The 18,766-nt window shown below is 35.1% G+C and carries 18 protein-coding genes; all 18 read left to right on the top strand.

Annotation, left to right across the window (positions count from 1 at the left end; genetic code table 11):
• Positions 1–130: 130 nt before the first annotated feature.
• The 18 genes from J7E32_RS16570 (at position 131) to J7E32_RS16485 (ending at position 18,464) form a co-directional block, all read left to right on the top strand.
• Positions 131–571: a hypothetical protein gene (locus tag J7E32_RS16570; RefSeq protein WP_214909444.1), complete on the top strand. Its 441-nt coding sequence runs from the start codon at positions 131–133 to the stop codon at positions 569–571.
• Position 572: 1 nt separating this feature from the next.
• Entirely contained in the window at positions 573–938 is a 366-nt protein-coding gene (locus tag J7E32_RS16565; protein ID WP_214909442.1) for a hypothetical protein, read from the top strand.
• Between the two features lie 32 nt (positions 939–970).
• Positions 971–1,270 carry a hypothetical protein gene (locus J7E32_RS16560; RefSeq protein ID WP_214909440.1) on the top strand — a complete coding sequence of 100 codons (300 nt, stop codon included), beginning with the start codon at positions 971–973 and terminating at the stop codon, positions 1,268–1,270.
• Between the two features lie 322 nt (positions 1,271–1,592).
• On the top strand, positions 1,593–2,180 hold the full coding sequence (locus J7E32_RS16555; RefSeq protein WP_353654062.1) for a recombinase family protein: 588 nt from the start codon (positions 1,593–1,595) through the stop codon (positions 2,178–2,180).
• Between the two features lie 299 nt (positions 2,181–2,479).
• Complete coding sequence (locus tag J7E32_RS16550; protein WP_214909438.1) at positions 2,480–3,355, top strand: TnsA endonuclease C-terminal domain-containing protein; 876 nt, start codon at positions 2,480–2,482, stop codon at positions 3,353–3,355.
• Complete coding sequence (locus tag J7E32_RS16545) at positions 3,324–5,447, top strand: Mu transposase C-terminal domain-containing protein (protein ID WP_214909436.1); 2,124 nt, start codon at positions 3,324–3,326, stop codon at positions 5,445–5,447. The genes J7E32_RS16550 and J7E32_RS16545 overlap by 32 nt, the downstream gene beginning before the upstream one ends.
• The gene (locus J7E32_RS16540) at positions 5,440–7,035 is read left to right on the top strand and encodes an ATP-binding protein (RefSeq protein WP_214909434.1); all 1,596 of its coding nucleotides are present in this window, start codon (positions 5,440–5,442) and stop codon (positions 7,033–7,035) included. The genes J7E32_RS16545 and J7E32_RS16540 overlap by 8 nt, the downstream gene beginning before the upstream one ends.
• The gene (locus J7E32_RS16535) at positions 7,036–8,874 is read left to right on the top strand and encodes a TnsD family Tn7-like transposition protein (protein ID WP_214909433.1); all 1,839 of its coding nucleotides are present in this window, start codon (positions 7,036–7,038) and stop codon (positions 8,872–8,874) included. It begins immediately after the preceding gene.
• Positions 8,875–9,032: 158 nt separating this feature from the next.
• Positions 9,033–10,931, top strand: coding sequence for a KAP family P-loop NTPase fold protein (locus tag J7E32_RS16530; RefSeq protein ID WP_214909431.1), 1,899 nt, complete (start codon positions 9,033–9,035; stop codon positions 10,929–10,931).
• A gap of 17 nt (positions 10,932–10,948) precedes the next feature.
• Entirely contained in the window at positions 10,949–11,668 is a 720-nt protein-coding gene (locus tag J7E32_RS16525) for a hypothetical protein (RefSeq protein ID WP_214909429.1), read from the top strand.
• On the top strand, positions 11,665–13,077 hold the full coding sequence (qatC, locus tag J7E32_RS16520; RefSeq protein ID WP_214909427.1) for a Qat anti-phage system QueC-like protein QatC: 1,413 nt from the start codon (positions 11,665–11,667) through the stop codon (positions 13,075–13,077). The genes J7E32_RS16525 and qatC overlap by 4 nt, the downstream gene beginning before the upstream one ends.
• Positions 13,061–13,798: a TatD family hydrolase gene (locus tag J7E32_RS16515; RefSeq protein WP_214909425.1), complete on the top strand. Its 738-nt coding sequence runs from the start codon at positions 13,061–13,063 to the stop codon at positions 13,796–13,798. The genes qatC and J7E32_RS16515 overlap by 17 nt, the downstream gene beginning before the upstream one ends.
• A gap of 8 nt (positions 13,799–13,806) precedes the next feature.
• On the top strand, positions 13,807–14,376 hold the full coding sequence (locus J7E32_RS16510) for a histidine phosphatase family protein (RefSeq protein ID WP_214909524.1): 570 nt from the start codon (positions 13,807–13,809) through the stop codon (positions 14,374–14,376).
• Positions 14,377–14,782: 406 nt separating this feature from the next.
• On the top strand, positions 14,783–16,135 hold the full coding sequence (locus J7E32_RS16505; protein ID WP_214909424.1) for a hypothetical protein: 1,353 nt from the start codon (positions 14,783–14,785) through the stop codon (positions 16,133–16,135).
• A 159-nt stretch (positions 16,136–16,294) separates the two neighbouring features.
• On the top strand, positions 16,295–16,618 hold the full coding sequence (locus J7E32_RS16500) for a hypothetical protein (RefSeq protein ID WP_286183352.1): 324 nt from the start codon (positions 16,295–16,297) through the stop codon (positions 16,616–16,618).
• Between the two features lie 152 nt (positions 16,619–16,770).
• On the top strand, positions 16,771–16,959 hold the full coding sequence (locus J7E32_RS16495) for a hypothetical protein (RefSeq protein WP_214909420.1): 189 nt from the start codon (positions 16,771–16,773) through the stop codon (positions 16,957–16,959).
• A gap of 228 nt (positions 16,960–17,187) precedes the next feature.
• Positions 17,188–17,412 (top strand): hypothetical protein, encoded by a 225-nt coding sequence (locus J7E32_RS16490; protein WP_214909418.1) that lies wholly within the window; start codon positions 17,188–17,190, stop codon positions 17,410–17,412.
• Between the two features lie 194 nt (positions 17,413–17,606).
• Positions 17,607–18,464 carry an MBL fold metallo-hydrolase gene (locus J7E32_RS16485; protein ID WP_214909523.1) on the top strand — a complete coding sequence of 286 codons (858 nt, stop codon included), beginning with the start codon at positions 17,607–17,609 and terminating at the stop codon, positions 18,462–18,464.
• The last annotated feature ends 302 nt before the right edge of the window (positions 18,465–18,766 follow it).

The following is an 18,766-nucleotide window of genomic DNA, read 5'->3' as shown; positions in this document are numbered from 1 at the left end:
AATCTCCTTCAATAAAAGTGACTTCGTAGGCAACTTTTTTTATTCGTTGTCTATATACAATGTAATTATACAAAGGAACACCAATTACAACAATAGAATCCTTTGTAAATAATTCATGAGGTGATTAGTAATGACCAGAGAAACAGTTACTCAATTCAGTGTACTGGAAAAGTTTAAGCAGGAAGAAGTAGTTGAGCGTCTAATAGGTCTTCAAATTATGGACACGATTGAATTGTATGAAAATACTACGTTATATCTGAAGAATGAAAAGCAGGATAGCTTGATAAGTTCTCTCAAACAATTAGGAGAGCATCAATATTTTGACAATGAGTTTTCAATTGAGGAAATGGATAGTCAATATTGGTACGACCTATGTAATGCTGTTCTCCACTTGAATGACATGATTGAGGTTACTCTAAAAATGATAGAAATTAGTAGTGAACGTAACGTGAATTTAACCTACTGCAAAATGTTTCTAATAGTAATTGCATTCATCCAAGAGAAAGTTGAGTTCTTATACACTGAATTAAGCAAAGGGTTTAGTAAAGAAACTATTAAGGAGGAGGTATAACATGGGTTATCAAGAGTCTTTCATTAAATTTAAAGATAAGAAAACGTTAATTGAGCAATTAAGGCGATATGAAAAACGAGAAAAAAGTGATCTTGTAGAGATTATTTGCGTTGATAGAGTCAAGAAGGCAATCTACCCGTTTAATGAAGGTGAATTAGTTGCAGTCATTGGTGGAGAGCGTAGCGAGCAAAGAGAGCGAAACAGGTTAAGAAGAGGCTTGGGAATAACCAAAATTCAAGATATCGTATTCATTGACAATCCTTTCTATTGGGAAATGGCAATGGAAAGGGATGCTGATTTAGGTGATATCTTATGGGAACATTTTGAAAGATTATCGGATGAAGAATATGCTGAGTTACTTAACTAAAGGTATCCAAAGTAAGAAGGGGATGAATAGATATGGACAAAACAATTAACAAGCATTCTGAAGAGGCAAAAAATGAGATTGAAGAAGTTGTGGTTGGATTATTTACACATGGGGTAAACATTGAAGCAGTCAAAAATGCATTAAATAGTGTCAATCAGAAACTTGAAACGATGCACTGTGAAATATATAAAAAAAAGTTGGATTGGGCAAGAAGGTTGGCGAGTGAAAATTATAAATACAACCATTCGATTGAATTTATCGAAGATGTGTGCATGGTCGATAGAAAAGAGTTTATCGACTATATCAATAATGGAAAAAAAGAGGAAGAATAATTGATATTGTAGGCGAAGAGCAGACCAAGATTAGGTCTGCTGTTTTTTATTACAACTTAACAATAATAAAGATAAAAGGTTAAAAAACGTATCCAGAAAATATATTTAATAATATTATGTGGCATAGCAAATCCCAACTTGGAGACAACATTCATTTATCTTATTTCTTATGTCACAAAATCATACTTTTTGGGAGTTGAAAAAAATATGTTTCAAAAACTCCTAATCGTACTTTTGGAATGTTTCAGGCCCTTCACATACGTTTTGAAACGTTTTATAATTATATCCAAACGTATATTCGTAAAGTTGGGGGGAGTTTAGTATAAAAATTGGATATTGTCGAGTTTCTTCTTTGTCACAAAATCCAGAGAGACAGATTAAAGCACTTGAAGAACAAGGTGTAGAAAAGTGCTTCATTGAAAAATTGAGTGGTAAGGATAAAAATAGACCGAAGTTGCAAGAGATGATGAATTTTATACGAGAAGGAGATACTCTTGTTATCGAGTCTATTTCAAGGCTTGCTCGTAATACGAAAGACTTTCTGGAACTTGTTAATGATTTAACGGATCGAGGGGTTGAAGTTGTAAGTTTAAAAGAAAGCATAGACACCTCAACTCCCCAAGGGAAGTTCATCTGCACCATTTTTGGAGCCTTATATGAACTTGAACGGGAAAGTATTAAACAACGACAAATGGAGGGGATAACCATAGCTAAAGAAAAAGGAATTGCTTTTGGAAGGCCGCCTATTCAAATTGATCAAAATTTTATGCGAGAATACAAGCGTTGGAAAGAAGGAAAACAAACAGCGGTTTATACCTATAAAAAATTAGATATATCTCGTACATCTTTTTATCGAAAGGTTCAGCAAATTGAACAGGATAATGAAGGAGTAGAAAGTAAGGCTTTTTAGTCGTTATACCGAGTTTCTTCTATTAAATAGTTTTTTATTGTAATTGAAAGGAGAAAGAAGAATTGAATAAAAATTTGAATATATTGAAAGAAGCCACGATTTCTTAGGGCATAACCTCAAAAAAAAACTTTGGGTGTTGCCTTAAAAGAATCGTGGTTTTTGTTTTGCCCATAGTAAATGAGGTGGATTAATGATTCGAGAGTGGAGTGTTACGAAAATTTGGCAATTTTAGGTAGAAAAAACTCTGATTTTGACGAGTTTCTTCATATTATATATGTGCTTTGAAGGGAGTGTGGAAAATGCCTGTATTGAAACATGAGCAAACGGCAAAGAAATTAGCATCATTGCTTGAACAGGGATACGGTCAGGGAGAAGGAAAAGATTACAAGCCTTTTCTGGATGTTATTCGAGTACCAAGTAAAGGGCGAGTTAGTCGGATCAAGGGATGGAAGACGAATCGAGTACATCATTTTCTCTCTGACTCGGAGACTCGCTACTTCTACCTATTAGAGTATGGAGAATTTGGGGGCTTCCGAATTTTGGAAGTTAGGGAGCATTATCCCTTGATAGAAGGAATGAATGAAATATTGCCAACCTTGGATGAACAGCTAATCAAACGATTGTTTAATCAGAAATCAGGAGAACCAATGGTATTGGTGACAACCTTCCTGATCACTTTGCAAAATGCTGATGGTGATATTAGCTATTATGCAAGATCAGTTAAAGACTATCGACAATTAGAGAATAGCCAAGTTATCGAACGTTTTGAGGTAATGAATAGGTATTGGAAATTTAGAGGGATAGACTACGGCATCATTACAAATAAAGAAATCCCGATTGTTCCTGCAAAAAACATTGAATTTATCCACTCTGCTTACCATCTGGATGAATATGGAATCAAAGATGAAGAACAGTTAATGTACAAAGATTACTTGCTAAAGCTAATAGCAAATTTCCAAGATAGTCCCGTAAAAGAGGTTGTAAACCGATTTGATAATCAACTTAATACTGAAAATGGGACTGGACTGCTCATATACAAGCATTTGTTAGCAAGAAAGATTTTGAAAATAAACATGAACAAGCCGATTAGTTTAGAACAGTCTTGTTCAGAAATATCTTTTGTGGATAGAGGAGAGGATATGGATGCTTTCTATCAACATGTTAATTCAATGTGAAAATGATCCTAAAAGTATTGAAAGAGTAATCTTTATTGATGACAGCTATCAAACTTGTTTTCTCATAAATGTGTTTGATAATTCCTTTCCAATAGCAAAGGAGATTAAAGAGGTTGAGGAAAGCATAAATAATGGGACAGCTCAGATTATTCATCATGATCCTTGGGCTTTGTTACTTTCTGAAAACGATATTAGTGAAAAGGCAAGATTATCACAAGAAAAAGCATGGACAGTTGTCTCTCGGTTATTAGAAGTAGGTGTGGATAACTTATTTAAACCGACGAAAAGGAATGAGGTTATCAACACAATTTCTATTAATATGGGGATAAATAGAAAAACTGTTGTGAAATATTTGAAAAGGTACTGGAAAAGAGGCACGTATCCTTCTTCGTTGCTCCCTGATTTTAGAAACAAAGGATGTAAAGGGCAAGAAAAGCAAAGCGGAGAGAAAAAGAGGGGGAGACCAAGAAAAGTGAAACAAATAATGGGTGAAGGAGTCAATATTGACGATGAAGTTAAACGGATATTCAGGTTAGCGGCCCATAAATATTATGAAACGAAGAAAAATGTTAGTGTTCGTTTTGCCTATGAGCAGATGATAAAGGAGTATTTTAGAGAGGAACTGGAAGATTCTCCTGAAAAACTCCCAACATATAACCAGTTTCTCTATTGGATTAGGAAGGAACAAGATTTAACAAAGGAGATTATACGAAGGACTGGTAAACGAAACTATGATCTTACATACAGACCTGTTTTGGGAAGTGCTACTTCTGAGGTTCGCTCACCTATGGAAAAAGTACAAATTGATGCAACCGTAGCGGATGTGTATTTGGTTAGTGAGTTTGGCGATAGAGAGTGGGTTATCGGTCGCCCAATCTTATATCTGTGCAAGTGCGTATTTTCATCCATGATCGTAGGCTTTCACATAGGATTGGAAGGGCCGAATTTCGAACAGGCAAGACTCGCTTTAATGAATATGGTTGAGGATAAGGTAGAGTTTTGTTCGCAGTTTAATATAGAGATTGATGAATCTCAGTGGCCGACTGCTCACTTACCTAATTGTATAGTGGCAGACAGAGCGGAGCTTCTTTCAAATGCATCTAATGTCCTTACGGAGAAATTGAATATAAAAATAGAGAATTCTGGAAGTTGGAGAGGCGACCTAAAGTCGCTTATTGAAAGGCAATTTGGACTCTTAACCAACGAAGTTATTAAGCCTATATTACCTGGGGCTGTTGATAAGGACTTTGGAAAGCGTGGAGTCCGAGACCACCGTTTAAGCGGAAAATTATCCTTATCTGACTTCAAAAAAATTATCATTAATTACATTTTATACTTTAATAACAACTATGTATTAGAAAATTACGTGATGGATGAAGAGATGGTTAAAGCAGGAGTAAAACCAATCCCGATTAATCTTTGGCAGTGGGGGATACAGAATAGAGCTGGAAGACTTCGAAAAATTTTAAAAGAAAAAATGATGTTGTACACATTACCAGACGGAATGGCAACCGTAACTGAGTCTGGAATCAAGTTTCGCAATATATATTACGGTACAGATATGGCATTAAAAGAACAGTGGTTTGTACAAGCACGTTACAAGAAGAGTTGGAAGGTTGCAATCAAATATGATCCAAGAAATCTCAGTCAAATCTATTTACAGGGCATTCACGATAATGGTTTTGAAAGGTGTTATCTATTGGAACATCAATCTCGGTATAAAAATAAAACTCTGGAAGATATTAATTATTTGCAAGAATACGAGAAGATGCAAAAAAGTGGCTATAAACAAAATGAATTGAAAGCCAAAGTTGATCTTCAAGAAGCAATAGAAGAGATTGTGAAAAATGCTGAAAGACAAGCAAAGTTGGATGGAGTAAAGGAAAGCAACAATAAAAGAATAAAGGACATAAAGACGCATCGTAAATTTGAACAAGAAAATATAAGACAGCAGGAACAAAGAGAGTTCCAGAATCCTAAAAATAAAATGGAAGGACAGAAAGCCAAAATCATTCCAATGAGTAGTTCAACCGATGATGATTTAACATTACTTAAAAGGATGCAGAAGAAAGGTATGGATAAGCGTGAATAGTAGCCAATTTACCCAAGCTCATTATCATGAACAGGTGGTAAAAGAGTATCAGAATAATCCATTAATTGAGTCACTTCCCAAAATCTTGTCAAGGGAAGAGGTTATTGAAAGAATAAGTTACTATCCTCACTTTGATGAAAGTGAACGTCAATTAGATAGTCAATATCGATTTCATATTATTCAAAGGCTCTTTTCTCTATTTCAGTGTTTGCCCTTACACATTGATTTGGAATCCAGGTTATCCAGGCTTCTCAGGCAGGGGTATGTTGGAAGAAATCCATTTAGTCCTACATATGCTTCATCATTAATTCAGGGGCATGAGAATATACAGAATCAAGTAGAACAAGGGTGGTTTAATCACTCAATTCCAAGAGGGCTAACAATAATTGGGCCGAGTGGGACTGGAAAGAGTACGGCTATTGCGAAACTTTTCGACCAATTACCACAAATCATAAATCATTCAAGCTATCGGGGGAAAGATTTCTTGTTTACACAATTAGTTTGGCTTCGCCTTGAATGTAGCCATGATGGATCGGTAAAAGGTTTAGTGAACCAGTTTTTTATGACGGTTGATGGTCTTTTAGGAACAAACTATTTTGAGAAGTTTGGTCGATCTAACAAACTGTCAGTAAATACATTAATGCCAATTATGACGCAGATCATCAATTCAGTCGGTGCTGGAATTTTATGTATCGATGAAATCCAACATCTTAGCATAAGAGGAGTTGGTTCTAAGCTAATGCTTAATTTCTTTACCACACTAAGTAATATGATTGGAATACCTATCGTACTAATTGGAACTCCTTCCGCAATGAATGTTTTGCAAAGTGAGTTTCGGCAGGCACGCAGAGGGAGTGGTCAAGGGGACTTGATTATGGACAGAATGGCTAAGGATGATTATTGGAGGCTGTTCCTGGAATCAATGTGGGAATATCAATGGGTTAGAAATCCAGTGAAACTAACTGATGAATTTGTAGATATATTGTACGAAGAATCACAGGGGATTATTGACATCTGTTTGAAGCTCTTCTCTTTGTCACAAATAAGAGCTATCTCTTCTTCAAGTGAGATTCTTTCAGTATCCTTAATTAGACAGGTAGCAAAGGATCATTTAAAACTCGTTCAACCTATGCTTACAGCTTTAAAGTCTGGCGATATGAGTAAAATTGCTCAATATGAAGATATTTATTTTCCTTTTCAAGAAGCAGTAGAAAGGGAAAGGATCGACTTAGAGAAAAACGACTTTATTAAAGCGATGAAAAATAAACAAAAGTCAACTGATGTTACAAAACTTAGAGAAGAAGCTCTATTCCGTCTTAATTTACTGGGATTGTCGAAGGAAAAGGCTAAAAAAGCAATAAATGAAGTATGCAGAGCAACGACCTTTACCGATTTGCAGGAGTTGGTGAAAAGTGCGTATCAATATTCGGTACAAATAGCTGTAGAGAATGAAGGTATAAAAGAAACAAGGGTAAATGCAGAAAATGATCTGAGAACAATTGTGAAAAAAGGAAAGGAAAATGGGCTTTCAGCTTATGCATCTTTAAAGGAATCAGGTTTTATCAAGCAGATTAAGGAGGTAGTATAAATGATGCTGTTCTTCCCCACTCCGTATCCTGATGAACTCCTTTTTTCGTTATGTTCCAGATATTTCGTTAGAAGTGGCAATATCAGTTACAAAGGAACACTTGATGATCTTTTCTCTAATCGGAGCCTAACAGCTTCGATTTCTTTGCCTTCTGGCATTAGCTCTTTGATAAAAAATATGCCACCATATTCAAAGATGAATGAAGAACAGCTTATTCATCAGCACACTTTATATTTGTTTAATACTGCGTTTTTAAATGACCAAGCTAAGACGATATATCAAGAAATGTGTAGTGATGACGGCAAAGGGATTTATGTTCGTTCAGGTTTGATTGCAAGTGGTGTACCGCAAAATGAGTTTCTCCGTTATTGCAAAGAATGTTTGCAGGAAGATAGAGATACTTATGGGGAACTGTACTGGCATAGGAGCCATCAGTTAAGTGGGGTACACTGTTGTTTAAAGCATTTTACTCCTCTTCATGACAGTAACATTAAAGTAATCGGCTCAAATAAACATCGATTTCAAATTCCTACATTAGAGAATTGTTCCATTGGGATAAGTGTTCTTGATAGTGTTGCTGAGAGAACAAGAACAGAATACATAGAGCATTGTAAGAAGTTAGCAAACAGTATTTTGCAACTATTGAATCAGTCATTTAAACATCAGTCGTTGAATTGGTTTGATCAGAAGTATAGAAATAAGTTAGCTGATTTGGATTTGGCTTATTATACAGGTCGTGTTAAACAAAAAGATTGGAGAGATTACTTTCTTACTATTTATAGTGAGGAAGCATTGCAACTGTTTCATTCCCCACTAAAGGGCGAACAAGATTGGCTTTCGCTTATTGTTCAAAAGAATCGTAAGTCCTTTCATCCTATAAGACACCTTTTAGTAATGTCAGCCTTAGAGATGACAGTAGAAGAGATTTTTAACAATGAGTTACTTCAGCCGTTTGGTCAACCAAACTACCCATGTCAGAATATTATTTGTGATTACTTTAAAGTTACGATAATCGATAACGTGTCTATCACTCTATGTGAAAAAACAAAAAAAACTATCGGAACGTTTACATGCCCTGTATGTGAATTTAGTTATACGAGGCGAGGCCCTGATCAGAATGAAGCTGATAAATTACGAAGAACAAGGGTTAAGACCTATGGATCGTTATGGAAAGCGAAGTTGCAAGAGTTTTCAAAGTTAGGTCTTGGATTAAGAGAGCTTTCTCGAAAAATGGGGGCAGATCCGAATACAATTAAACGTATCCTAAATGATGAAAAAGAAGGTAGCTTGAACATTGAACAAACTAAGGATTCTGTAAAGGAAGATCGTCAAAGTTGGCTATCATTGCAAAGGCGGAATCCACAAAAGTCTATCAAGCAACTAAGGGAAGCGAATAAAGCCCTTTATATGAGGCTTTATAGAAATGATAGGGAATGGTTGAAAGTGAATAGTCCCAAAGCAATCAAAAGAACATCATCTGTCAAAGTTGATTGGAATAAGCGGGATGAAGATATGTTGGAACAAGTATCAAAAGTCGTTGAGAGCCTTCTGAATCCAAAAAATAAGCCAGTTCGGATTACCATTAGTAAAGTTGGATTTCTGATAGGACAACGTGCATTATTAGAGAAGAAATTAGACAAACTGCCAAAAACAAAATTTTATCTTCAAGAAAAGATTGAAACGGTTGAGCAATTTCAAAAACGACGTATTTATTATACAATCAAGCAGAATAAAGATATAGGTGAAGTTTTAGTACCATGGAAGATATTGCGAGGTGTAGGAATAAAAGACACCAGTAAGTGGACTGAAATTGTTAATAGAATTTTAGAGGACTTGTAATATACATTTTACTGATAGAAAATTACATTTGGAAATGGACATATCTTTGATAGATGTGTCCTCTTTGTGTGAATTTTTAGAGTACATAGACAAATAAGTAGAAATAGGTCAAAATATGTATAAATATGGATTTATATTTAAGGATTGGAGGGGTTTAGATGTGGGCAGATAATGCTTCAAAGATAGATATGTTGTCATATGAACCTTATGCTGAGCTGTTGCACGATATAGCATTAAGTGAGCGAGTGAATCCATTAACAATAGGGCTTTTTGGTAATTGGGGTAGTGGAAAGTCTACGGTACTAAATTTAATAGAAGAAAAGATCAATAGGGAAAAAGATCCAAAGATCGTTTCTGTTTTTGTTAATGCTTGGATGTTTGAAGGATATGATGATGCAAAAACGGCTCTTATGGAAGTTATCCTTAGAACATTGGAAGAAAACGAAGATATCAAGAAGAAGGTTGGAAAATCACTTAAACGCCTAAGAGATAGAGTGGATTGGTTTAGAGTGGGTGGTTATGCAGTAAAAAAAGGTGTTCCATATTTATTAAGTGCGACTCTTGGAAATCCATTTCCACTACTAATTGATGGGTTAAAATCATTTGTACCTAAAGATGAAAAACAGGCTGAGGAAACAATGGCAGGAATGATGAAGGCAAAGGAATTCCTCAAAGAACAATCTGAAGAAGAGAATGTAGTTCAAAATATTAGGTTGTTTAGAGAGGAATTCGAGCAAATGATGAATGACTCGAATTTAAAGAATCTCATTATTATTATAGATGACTTAGATCGGTGCAGTCCTGAACGTATAATTGATACATTGGAAGCAATCAAATTGTTTTTAGCAGTAAAAAAGACAACCTTTATTATCGCAATAGATGAAGATGTAGTTAGTTATGCTGTGCAAAGGAAATATCCCAAAATAGATGATGCCACACTTGATATTTCAAAAGACTATATAGAAAAGATTGTACAAATGCCAATTAGAATACCAGAGTTATCAGATATTGATGTGAAAAACTATCTATTACTTTTAGTCTGTGAAATGTTTTTAAGTGAGAGTCATTTAGAAAGATTATTGTTAGGATTGAGAGAACGTAAGGTTTTTGTTAAAGGAGAAATAATTAGCCAAGAAGAGATCCATTCAATCTTAGATTTTGGAACTAATAATATAGAAGCAATTTTAAAGCCAGGATTTAGTAAATCAGACTTTGAATTGCAATTAGATGTCTTTGGAAGCGTAGCAGAAGTGATTTCATCTACTTTAAAGGGCAACCCTCGTCAAGCTAAAAGATTCTTAAACTCATTCTATATTAGAAAGAAACTATCGGAAATTCAGAATCTTAATCTCGATTTGAGAATTCTGGCAAAATTGATGGTGCTTGAATACACACATATTGAACTTTTTCGAGAATTATATACGTGGCAGGTAAAAAATGAAGGATATGCAAGTGAGTTAGAAGAATTAGAGAAGATTTCAATGGATGAAAATGTTGATGAATCAAAAATTGATACAGTTAAGAAAAAGTATAACAGTTTATGGTTTAAACCAATTGTTCAGCAATGGGTGAAAGTAGAACCGTTAAATCTTTACAATCAAGATCTGAGGCAGTATTTCTATTTGGCTAAGGAATCCATTAAAGAAAAGGGAATCTCCTTACTTAACCTAACCTCTATCGAAAGAAAATGGGTTAATGATATCAGTGCCGAGGAATTACAAGAATCGTTAAGGAGACAAAAAGTAGTTGAATTTAACAAAGACCAAAGCCTTGACCATTCAAAAATTATCAAAGGTATTGTATCAAAATATCAAACTAACAGAGAAGCATATATTAAAGTGTTAATTTTAATATATGAGCAATTTCCTAATTATAGAGATGAACTTGTCAAGGAGTTTAAAAAACTAAGAAAAGAAGAATTTAGCCCTGGAACAATCTTAACGTTTAACGCAGTAAAAATGGTGAATGCTGACCATTACCAAGAGGTTAAGAATCATTTTATTAAAGAAGAAGTAGTAGGTGTAGGGATTTGGGAAAGAGTTGAAAAACCGAACTAAGTATTAGGGGGATAAGTATGGGTACATCAAAAGGGTATTTACCGCCAACTGGACATTTATGGGCTGATACGAAGAGAGCTGTCTCGAATATGAACCGAAACAATTATAGCGGTAGCTCTATCGGTAAGGCTATGTCAAATTTTTCAAAGGCAACTGGTGGAAGTAATGGTTCAAGAAATGAAGGGAATACAGCAATAGGAGCATCTGGTTCCAAGGCAATAAGTTTTGGAAATTTAGTAAGAAGCATCGGTTTAAATAACGCTCTTGATCAAGTGGGTTTATCCCACCTAATAGGCAAAGGGCCACAAGCAGTATTTGAAGGTTTAATAGATTATTTTTCAGAGGGTACAAATTCTCTTCAACAATCCATTGCAAACCAGGCGATGCAAGAGTATATGGAAGAGATGATGGGAAGTGTAAGAAGTGAAGAAGAACTCGAAGAAGCCTTTGCAAATATAGAGACTGATGTATTCATAATGGATTATTTAACAAAATATGTAGAGGTTTCATTTTTTACTAACTTTGCTGAAAAAATAAATTCCATGTGTAAGGATATTACAGAAGCTATAAGAATGCAGGAGAGGATAAAAGAGTTTATTAGACTTGAAGTTTCGGAGAGTTACAAACCTGATGCCTTGAAGAATATTGATTGGAAGGGAAGAGAAGGAAGACAATATCTCGAAAATAAGTGTGAAGAAATATGGGGAATCTTTGAAATGTGGGGTGATTCAGAATGAGCAGTATTTGGTTCGTCAAGAATGAACAGCAAGTAGATACGGGCAGTAGTGTGGTATTTAATTTAACATCAAAAAACAACAAATCTAATATTAAAACTGACGTAGAAAACCTATGGAGAATGTTCAGTAAACTAAGTTTATCAAAGGTTGTTGAAGATTTATTGTTAGTGGGAATAGCTGTTTTTACAACCGACAAAAAAATCCCAAGAAAAACAGCAAAAGACGGGTGGAGTAGAGAATTAAATCTACATATCCCTGTTTTGGAGATTGATAAATGGATATCTGTTAAAAAAGAATTGGAAGAAACCCTATCCTTTCTGAGCGGTGACACATGGAATATTTCTTTTTATCGTACAGAGGAAAGGCTTAGAGGGGATAAGGTTAATAAAAAATATAATATCAAAGATCCTTCCTCTTATGATTGTGTCTCTTTGTTTTCTGGAGGGGTAGATTCATTCTGTGGAGCTTTAACGCTTATGGAAGGTAGTAGAAACCCTTTATTTGTAGGATTTAAAGAATACCCATTACTACTAAGAAGACAATCTTCTCTTATCGAATCAATTCAAGATCAATACAGTCAGAAAGAGATGGATTTTATCCAATTTAATGTCTCCCCAAGAAGACCTTCTAATGTAGGTTCAAATAATATATTTGGAGAAAGCACAAGTAGAAGTAGATCATTTCTTTTTATTACTGGTGCGATTGCAGTTGCTTCAATAATTGGTAAAGACACACCCGTTTATATACCTGAAAATGGATTTATAGGTATAAATGTTCCTTTGACACAAAGTAGAAGTGGAAGTTGTAGCACAAGGACTACACATCCTTATTTCATCGGCTTAGTAAATGAGTTACTAAATAAATTAGAAATAGATCATAGGGTAGAAAATTTCTACTCTACAAAGTCTAAGGGTGAAATTATTTCTGAACATCAGAATAATGAGGTATTTAAAGGGATGTATAAAGAAACATTGTCTTGCTCCCATCCTTGTCAATCAAGATATGACGGAATTAGTCCTCCATTAAATTGTGGTTATTGTTATCCTTGTTTAATTAGGCGAGCCTCATTTGTTGTAAATGGGTTTACTGATGATCATTATAATTCTAACTACTCATTGGATAGTGAATTTTTAGAGGGAAACATAAAGTTTGATGGAAAAGCAAGCGACCTAAAAGCTGTGTTATATACAATAAGAAGATTCGTAGACAATGAACAAAACTCAGTTTTTATTAGAAAATTACTTCGACAGCAAGGGCCACTATCAAATGCGGAATTAGACTCTTATGAACGTGTATATCGTACTTCTATAAAAGAGCTAATCTCGATGGTAGAGTATGAAGATGAAAAAAATAATGGAGAGCTAAAGAAATACATGGGATTAAAGGAACGACATGCAGAATTACGTTGATTTTCATGTCCATATTGACTATTACGAAAACTACAAGGAAGTTTACGAATACTATCACACGAATAAAATTTACGCTCTTTTCGTTACAAACTTCCCCGAAGTTTATAGGAAGTCTAAAGAAACCTTCTCTGATTCAAAGTATGTCAAAATTGCTTTGGGATATCATCCAGAAATGGTTGAAATAAAACCTTTTAACAGAAAAGAATTTGATAGACAAATAGGTGAAACAAGATATTTAGGTGAAGTTGGACTGGATTTCTCAAAAAGATTTTATAAGTATCGAGATGAACAAATCAAAGTCTTTCGCTACATTTGTCAAAAAGCTAACGAATGCAACAAAATAATGTCGATTCATTCAAGGTGTGCAGAAAAGGATGTATTGATAATCTTAAATGACTACCAAGTAAAATATGCAGTATTTCACTGGTATTCAGGTAGCATTAGTTTATTAAAAGACATCCTTGCATCTGGTTATTACTTATCTTTAAACCCTTCAATGCTTAAATCAAAAAAGGGAAAAGAAATCATAAGCAATACCCCGTTGGAACGGATATTAATTGAAACAGATGGGCCTTACGGCAAAGTAAACAACCGTCATATTATTCCTGGTGATATTCCATCTGTATATAGAGATTTTGAACATTTCTTGGGAGTAGAAAATTTGAGAGAGATTGTTTTTCAAAACTTAAATAGATTGCTTGTTAATCAATTAAAGGGATGATAGAGCTGATTACTAACTTGTACTTTGTAAGGCATGCACACTCTACTTATACACCAGAAGAATTAGAAAGACCATTATCAAATCAAGGTGCTTACGATGCTAAAGTTGTCACCGAATTATTAACGAAGGAAAATATTGAATTTGTTTGTTCAAGTCCATATAAACGTGCATTTCAAACTGTTGAAGGAATTGCTAAGCATATAGGAATTGAGATTGAAATAGTAGATGACTTAAAGGAACGAAAGTTGTCTATAAGTCCTGTGGAGGATTTTACCCATGCTATTACAAAAGTATGGGAAAATGAAAACTTTGCATTCGATGGTGGAGAGTCAAATATTATTGCTCAAAAAAGAGGTGTTAATGTCACACTTCAAATATTAGAAAAGTACCAAGGGAAGAATATTGTTGTTGGAACACATGGTAACATCATGGTTTTAATAATGAACTACTTTGACAGGAAATTTGATTTTCATTTCTGGAAAGAACTTGGAATGCCTGACATATATAAACTATCTTTTCTGGAAAATAGGTTGATTAATGTTAGTAGGGTATGGAAAGATACTAACTATATGAAGTAACTATGAAGTCTGATTGATAAATATAGGCACTAACAGGGCTGTTTGTTAGTGCCTTATTACATACTATAAAATTCTTAATCGTTAGATTTACATGACAAAGAATATAATCAATTTCAAGCACCAATAAAATAGAGATCACGAAAGTAGAGGCGTATGAAAAAAGCAAAGAATTGTTTGAGATACAGCCCTACTATGTCTATGACTTTGAGCAAAAACGATATGTTTTATGCGGGAAATTGGATTGTCAATTTGAAGTGAATACAGGAAACGGTGAAGTGATTTCATTAGATGATTTGGATTAGTCCAGGGCCTTATTTATGTAGTAAATAGAATAATTCTTTATTAGGTTAGTGTATTTAACAATAAAATTTATGATGATAATTCATCTCAAAAATGTGGTGGTTAGTTGGACAAGAAATTACTTGATTACTATATTGAACGATTTAAGCCCGACTCAAAGGAGGCGGAATTAAAGAAGGGACAAGAGAATAGATTAAAGCCCTTGATAATGAAATTAACCAATAAAGAAAGTGTATTTAAAGACTTTCCTTATGAATTATTGGAGATGAAAGAAAAAGCAGAACTGCTGAATTATCTGTTAAATATTTCACCAGAAAGACAGATTGTTTCTAATATCGGCAAAAATGATTTGGATAGAAAATTTGATAATTTTCTTATCACTGATGATATAACTGAAGGATTTACGAACGAGTTCATGAGTGAACACCCTGGCTACAAACTTTTGGATTTGTCATTGGAACTTGTAAAGAATCGCAAAATGATAAGAGATTATTCATTTTCTACTCAAAACGTCTTAATGGAATTAAATAGACTAAATGAGACGATTGTAAGAGTAATGTTTGATGAAGTGAATGCATTTAAAGCAGGTGGGATAAGCTACAGGAACCCCAGATATATAAAAGACTATATAGATTATGCATCTGACAGTCTCCTTCAAATTTTGGTGTATCGGGTTATAGTAAACTCGAATATCAACGATAAGCAGGTAATCTTTAATAATCTATCTGACAAAATTGATACGTTGTTTGGCTTATTTAATAAACAATTGGAAAGAAAAAGAGCAGAGCAACAGTCACATAGTAGTCTTAGTTCAAATATACTTACGGAGTATTTTACAGCATATAGAAATCACTGCAGTAGATACTACGAGGAGTTAGATATTCTGGATATTTTGATGTTAGAGATAGAGGAAGATGCTAACTTATTTTGCCCGTTAAATGAAAAGTATAGAGCAGACAAGATTCTCCTGTCAGAAGAAGAAATAGGATTATCAAAGAATATGATCACCGAGGGACATTCAATTTATGAATATGAAAAGAAGTTAGTAGAAACCCGTAAAATCATTAACATTATGGGTTCCTTTGGTGGAAGGTACTGTTTCTCAAATTGCTTGCAGGATGTCAAAGTATATTTCAGAGAGATTTTTATGAGTAAGGCGAAATACAAGGGGAAGCAGACGATGGCTATTGTGCGGGATTTTCTAACTCTTGTTGAGAACAAAGATATTCAGCCGTTCGAAAAAACTTCTCATTATATGTTTTTTAGAGAAAAGATTAGCAGGGGTTATTTCAGAGAAAAGGGTTTGTTAGACCTCTATGTTGCTAAAATTGGTTTTCATGAGCAATTGTATAACCTTTTACTTAGAACATACTTGTTTTACGATTTCTTGGATAGTGTAGAATTTATTTATTCAATAAATCAGCAAATTCTAAAAGCATTTCAATACGAAATGGATTAAAGGTATAGTTATTCAGGAAATTTCAAAAACTGTTTCCAAGATAAGCAACTTGACCTCCGATATATTAAGAATATGAGTTCACTCATAATGATTTGAAAGGAGCAGGTCGCTATGTTAGCAACATGTTTAGAAGTTAGATATGAAGAGGGAGAATTTTACTTGTCTCAACGAGTCAAAAAAGGAACCAGAACCAAATACAAGAATGGGTACACTCATTCCCCAAGAGGGTTTGGCTGGGGAGACAATTTCAAACCATCCCGTCTTATTCTGTACATTGAGGTAGATGGTCAAAGTGGATACTCTTGGATTGACCGCTATTTCAAGGATACGGTTGGGCGTTTGACAGAGAAACGTAGGAAAGAAATAATTTCCACTATGCCTTCAATTGTAAAAGTGGAGGAGATTCATAATTCAAACGGCGAGAAGTATTATGTAGTTTCTGATGCAGACATGGATAGTTGGTTAAGTAAAACAGGTTTATAGTAGAAGAGCCAGAGCTTCCAAAGTTACATCGATGAAAAAGGCTATAGTGTATGTTTATTAAACAATTCGTAAGACAAAGCAGATAGCTGATTATAGTCTGCAATTCATGGATACATTGAGGATGAATAAAGGAAATAGGAGGATTGGCTTTTATGAAAGGCAGAGTTTATAACGAAAAAACAGGTAAGTGGATATCTGGTGGAGCATTACAGTTGCATGTTATCAAAGAAAATGGTGGTTGGGATCAACACCATAAGAAGATTATAGAGGAGACTTATGAGATAATTTCGGCTCGAATGGAGAATACCGTTAGAAGAAAACCAATCCGTAGAGTAAAGTAGTTCCATTTTTACTATCTATGTAAAGAAATTGAAGACTTTAAAAAACTAAACCCTTATCAACTACTATGTCCCAAACTAAAATTACCGTTCCTTACACAAAAATAACGGTACTTAAATAAAAATAACATTCCTAAACCGAAGGTTTCCTGATCTGATTCAGCAGACCTTCGGTCTTTTTTTGCCTGATAAAGCGAGGGATAAAAGGGCGAGAAAAGCATGGGAAAAAGCATGAAGAAAGGCGTGAGAAAGCAAGATACAACGAGATTTCGCAACGAAAAAGAAGAAGAAAATGCAGGAGCAAAAAAGGGAAGAAAGCGGGAAAAACCAGCCCTTTCATCCTTAACCCTTATCCCTATTATCCCTGTTATTTTTATGTCAAATTCAGTGCAAAATCGGTACACAAATGAGGAAAAAAGCGTGAAAAAGGCAGGAAAGTTATTATTCTTTAAGTGAGAGTAGAGTTAAGGGTTAAGGGGGCGTGAGCCTTAGAGGGAGAAGCGATTGAGGGGAAAAGGGGGAGGAGGAGCGGGGAACCCTGTTATTATTAGATGGGGACAGCTTTTCCAAGCAGTCCAATCATAAATTATCTATGGAGAGAGACAATAACTCTGTATGGAATGAGTTTTTACGGAGGTATTGGGATGGAAATAGATAAGGAAATGAACTATGGCAGTGATTATAAATATATTCCTGCTACTTCTATAGGCAGCGGTGTGGGTATGGAGGTTTTGCCAGACCTATTTAATTATACTGTCCAGATCGTCAATATTCATATGGTTGGAAATCCGGAAACAAAGGATTTTGTTTTAATCGATGCGGGAATGCCTGAATCTGCAGAAGAGATTATTTCTGTAACAGAAGAGCGTTTTGGGGCAAACAGCCGTCCAAAAGCGATTATTTTAACCCATGGTCATTTTGATCATGTTGGAGCAATCATTGAGTTGGTGAAACATTGGGAAGTTCCTGTTTACGCACATGAACTTGAAATGCCTTATTTGACAGGGCAAAAGAGTTATCCTGAACCAGACTCTTCCGTTGAAGGTGGCTTGATAGCAAAGTTGTCACCTCTTTTTCCAAATGAACCGATTGACCTTGGGAATAATGTTGAAATGCTTCCTTCTGATGGAAGTATTCCACATATGCCGGAATTTAAGTGGATTCACACACCGGGGCATACGCCCGGCCATGTCTCTTTATTTAGGGAAAGAGATCGGGTACTGATTGCAGGAGACGCATTTGTGACCGTTAAACAGGAGTCACTGTATAAAGTTTTAACACAGGAACAGGAAATAAGCGGTCCTCCAAGATATCTGACACCCGATTGGACTTCTGCCAAGGAATCAGTCATTAAGTTAGAAGCATTGAAACCAGCCGCGGCGGTAACAGGACATGGACTGCCGATGTCTGGTGATTTATTGTCAAACAGCCTGGAAAAGTTAGTGCGGGAATTTGACAGCATTGCGGTACCGGACTACGGGAAGTACGTGGGGAAGGATAGGCACTAAACCAAATAGACAAATAGCCTGCTGGTTTCTCAGCGGGCTTTTGCGCGCCAAAGGAAAGCCTCTGCATTACCCGAAAATGCAGAAGAGAAGCAAAAAGGGTAAAAGGAAAGCCTCTGCATTACCCGTAAATGCTGAAGAGAAGCAAAAAGGGTAAAAGGAAAGCTCCTGCATTACCCCAAAACGTCGCAGAGAAGGAAAAAGGGTAAAAGGAAAGCCTCTGCATTACCCCAAAACGTCGCAGAGAAGGAAAAAAGGTAAAAGCAAAGCTCCTGCATTACCCCAAAACTCCTAAGAGCAGGAAA

Source organism: Bacillus sp. ISL-55 (assembly GCF_018613155.1).
Taxonomy (GTDB): domain Bacteria; phylum Bacillota; class Bacilli; order Bacillales; family Cytobacillaceae; genus Mesobacillus.
The sequence above is the reverse complement of the archived record's forward strand: the minus strand, read 5'-3'. Positions and strand labels throughout refer to the sequence as shown.